The 508-nt window shown below is 71.5% G+C and carries 1 pseudogene; it reads right to left on the bottom strand.

Annotation, left to right across the window (positions count from 1 at the left end):
- Positions 1-508: pseudogene (locus tag KTN05_RS17800) on the bottom strand (N-acetylglucosamine transferase); the annotation flags it as partial.

Raw genomic sequence — 508 nt, 5'->3', positions numbered from 1 at the left:
AAACCGTCGCGCGAGCCTGAGGCGAGCGAATAGAAGCGCGGCACGGACGAGCCTTCGGGCATGATGCCCAGCAGATCGCCCGCCTGCCAGCGCGCAAATCCCTGCCCGGCGAGCCGCTGCCACGGCGAGAGCCTGGGCCGCGCGAAGCGCAGGATCGCGGTCGGAGCCTGCACCTCGGCGCCATAATCGCGGCGCGAGATCAGGGTGAGGGGGTTGCTGGCGGGTGTCACCGGCCGATGGACCAACTCCGACGGAATCCCCAAGGCCGCGCCGAGCGCGCGTCCCCAGCGGGCGAACTCCTGCGGCGACTGGCGGTCGATGGTGTCGAAGGCAAGAAGCTGCGGCCAGCCCTTCGCATCGGCGGTGGCGGCGACTTCCTCGGCATAGGCGCAGAAGGCCGGAAAGCTGCGGTAGCCGAAGCCCAGCACCGCGAGCGGCGCATCGGGCGCGCGGTCGATGCGCCGCAGCCAGTCGAGGAAGCCGTTGGCAGAAGCCGGGGCGCAGCCGT

It is taken from the genome of Paracoccus sp. Z118 (genome assembly GCF_019061185.1).
In the GTDB taxonomy this organism is placed as follows: Bacteria; Pseudomonadota; Alphaproteobacteria; order Rhodobacterales; family Rhodobacteraceae; genus Paracoccus.
Note: the sequence above shows the minus strand (reverse complement) of the source record. Positions and strands in the feature narration are given on the sequence as shown.